Origin of the sequence: Mycobacterium sp. E342, assembly GCF_001667665.1 — a bacterium.
Lineage (GTDB): Bacteria > Actinomycetota > Actinomycetes > Mycobacteriales > Mycobacteriaceae > Mycobacterium.
Genome location: NZ_LZJM01000300.1, coordinates 1 through 3,728, shown reverse-complemented (window position 1 = coordinate 3,728; position 3,728 = coordinate 1). Strand labels below are relative to the sequence as shown.

General features: G+C 63.8%; 1 protein-coding gene. It reads right to left on the bottom strand.

Going from position 1 to position 3,728, the window contains the following annotated elements; all coding sequences use genetic code 11:
* Positions 1 to 3,728 (bottom strand): condensation domain-containing protein (locus A5692_RS25275; RefSeq protein ID WP_156766269.1); only part of this gene is annotated, 3,728 nt, incomplete at both ends.

The following is a 3,728-nucleotide window of genomic DNA, read 5'->3' as shown; positions in this document are numbered from 1 at the left end:
CTCAACACCCTGACCTGTTCGGTGACCAGCACCGCATGGAAATCGTGCGGGGACCCGACCGCCGCCTCGGGCACCACCACCAACCGGCCCCCACCCAACAGGGCGCCGAAGATCTCCCACACCGAAACATCGAACGCATAGGAATGCCACTGAGACCACACCCCCGCGCGCTCCACGTACGCACCCGCCGACGCCAGCAGCTCGATCACGTTGTGGTGGGTAACGGCAACACCTTTAGGTATTCCTGTGGTGCCCGAGGTGTAAATCAGATACGCAATATCGTCGGCGTCGGGGGCCGGGCCCCGCAGCGATGTGGCCGGCTGGGTATCGATCACGGGATCGTTGACATCAATGACCGGCACGTCATGGCCGTCGAGCCGCGACCGCAAACCGCTAGCGGTCAGCACCACCACCGGGGTGGCATCGGTGAGCACGAACTCAATCCGCGCTGCCGGCCATCCCGGGTCCATCGGCACATAGGCCGCCCCCGACTTGAGCACCCCCAGGATCGCCACGATCGCCTGCGCGCCGCGCTCCACCAGCAAGCCCACACACTCACCCGAACCCACCCCATGACTAACCAGCAAGTGCGCCAACCGATTCGCCGACTCATCGAGCTCCTGATAGGTGATCGACCGGTCCCCAAAGGTCAGCGCCATCGCCTCCGGGGTCCGCGCCACCTGCGCGGCAAATGCATCCGGGATCGACACCTCCGAAGCCGCCGGGCGGACCAACACCGCCCGATTCCCCCACCCCTCCAGGCAGGCATGCTCGGACTCGTCGAGCATATCGATCCAGGAGACTCGCTGGGTAGGGTCAGCGGTCATCCCCTCCAACACCCGCTGAAACCGTGTGACCAACGCCTGGATGTGGTTTCCATCAAACACATCGGTGTCGAATTCGACGCGCATGCCCAGTTCCTGGCCGGGCGCCACTTGCAGCGTCAGCGGGTAGTGGTTGTATTCGCGGCTGCTGAACTCGTTGATGGCCAACTCGTGCGCCCCCGCCATCGAGTTGGTGTCGACCGGATAGTTTTGGTACACGAACAAGGTGTCGAAGAGTTGGTCGTGACTGGTGGCGCGGTGAATCTCGTTGAGCGCCAAGTGCTGATGTTCCAGGGTGTTGTTGTGGATGCGGTGCAGCTGCTCGAGCAGGTCTACGGTGGTGGTTGTCGCCGTGATAGTCGCCCGCACCGGCACCGTGTTGATCAACAAACCCACCATCGATTCCGCGCCGATCAACTCGGCGGGGCGTCCCGAGACCGCGATACCAAAAGCGACATCAAGCTGGCCAGTCAACCCGCACAGCAGCTGCGCCCAGCCGGCCTGCAGCACGGTGTTGACAGTGGTATGACACGAACGCGCCAGCTCCCTGAGGGCCTGCGTGGTCTCCCCGGAGACCCGGTACGACCTGGCAGCGCGCTGGCCCCGCGCGACGCGTCCCGCCGGACCGACCAACGTGGGAGACTCCAACCCGTCGAGCGCCTCACGCCAGGCCGCCCGAGCGGCCTCAAGGTCTCGATCCGCCAACCAAGTCACAAATCGGCGATAGGGCACCGGCGCGCCCAGCTGCTGCCCGTAATAGCTGGCGAATATCTCCTGCATCAGGATCGGCACTGACCAGCCATCGAGCACGATGTGGTGAAAGCTCAACACAAACCGGTGCCGGTCGGGCGCGGTGCGGATCAAAGCGGCCCGAAACACCGGCCGGTTAGTCGGATCGCACACCGCAGCACGTTCGTCTGCGCACAACTGCTGTATCTGTCCATGAAGGTCAATCCCGTCGGCGTCCAGGTCGACGTAGTACCAATTTGCGACGGGCTCGGCGGGGATGATCTGCACCGCCACGTCGAACTGGGAACAGAACCGGGCCACTAGGTTGGGATGACGTTCCACGACAGTGCGAACTGCCTCGCGCAACCGCCGCTGGTCGATCGCACCGCCCAACGCGATTTCCAATTGCACGACATACAAATCGTCGCCCCGGTCTTGCAGGGCATGGAACAGCAGTCCCTCCTGCAGAGGGGTCAACGGCAAAATATCGGCAATCCGGTATTGAGACTGCAGCTCATCTATTTGGGGCTGGCTCAACCGGGCCGGCACAATATCGGAGGGGGTGAACCCGCCCCCACCGTTTCGCACGTGCGTGCAAATGCCGGTTAAGGCGTCGAACCACAATCGGCTGAGTCGGTTGATTTGTGCGTGATCGAGCGCCGAGAGCGCCCAGGTCCAGTTGGCCTGTAGTCGCGGGCCGGTCGCGGTATCCAAAGTGGCGACATTGAGTTCCACGGTGTGCCCGAGGGGCATGAGCACCGCCGCGGCCGCAGCGATCAATGGCAGACTTTCGTGATCGAGCCGCCACAACCCATCGGACATCTGCGCCGCAGGGCTGCCGAGCCGTCCCAGGTAGTTGAACGCGATTGTCGGATCCGAACAGCCGAGTTCGACCTCAGTGTTCAAGTACCGCAACAGCCCGTACGTCACGGGATCAGGCAAGGCGCGCAGCTGCTCTTTAGCATTCTTAACGAATGCGCCCAGCGCAGCATCACCGGCGGTGACCTGTCCCCAGGACAGCCCGTCGACCGCCAACGCCACCGGGTACTTGATGGTGAACCACCCCACCGTTCGCGACAGGTCAACATAAGGGGCCAGTTCTTCGTCTCGGCCGTGGCCCTCAACGTCGATGCCGATGGGCTCGCGAGTCCCGCCAAACTGCGCCCAGGCCAACCCGAACGCAATCAATAAGATGTCTTGGACGCCAGTATGAAATGCCACCGGCACCTCGCCCAGCAACAGCCGCGTGGTCTCGACATCCAGCGACACCGATAACTGCCCAGCACTCAGGTAGGTGTCGACCTCGGGGTGCACTGCCGGCAACAGCGCCGGGGCCGCCGCAACCTGTCGCCATGCCTCGGCCTGGGCCACCACCTCGGGTCGGCGCGCATGCTCCGGCAACAGCTCGGCCCAACGGGCAAATGATGTCCCGGGTGTAGGCAACGCTATACGCTGACCACTGTTATGCTGCGCCCACGCGATATTCAAGTCCTCCAAAAGAATTCGCCATGACACGCCATCGACCGCCAAATGGTGAACGATCAATGCCAACTGGCCAGTGGACTGGGCCCACACCGCGCGCAAGACAACTCCGGTGGCCGGTTTCAACTGCGAACGCGCCGCAACCAGCGCCCCTTCCGACAACACGTTGACGGTTATCACGCACTCACGCGCGTCCACTGCACCGGGCTCGGGTACTCGTAGCGCCCATCTACCGGCGCCGTCGTCGTCGATGCGCAGCCGCAACATGGCATGCTGATCCAGCAGGGCCTGCAACACCACCGCCACGTCGGCGTCAGACACCCCTGACGGAGCGCGCAGAACCATGGTCTGGTTGAACTCATCGACTGATCCCTGGAAGCTTTGCAGCCATCGCATGATCGGGGTCGCAACCACCGGACCAATACCCTCGTCGGCCACGCCGGGCGCACCCTCGACCGCTACCTCGGCCACGCGGGCTAGCCGGGCCACGGTTTGCTCGATGAAGACATCACGCGGCCGACACAACAGGCCGGCCGCCCGCGCTCGGGCCACTACCTGCATCGACAGAATGCTGTCGCCGCCCAGGTCGAAGAAGGAGTCGTCGATTCCGACGCGGTCGAGGCCGAGGATCTCGGCGTAGATGCCGGCAAGCATTTCCTCGGTCAGATTGCCGGGGGCGCGATAGGGGTCACC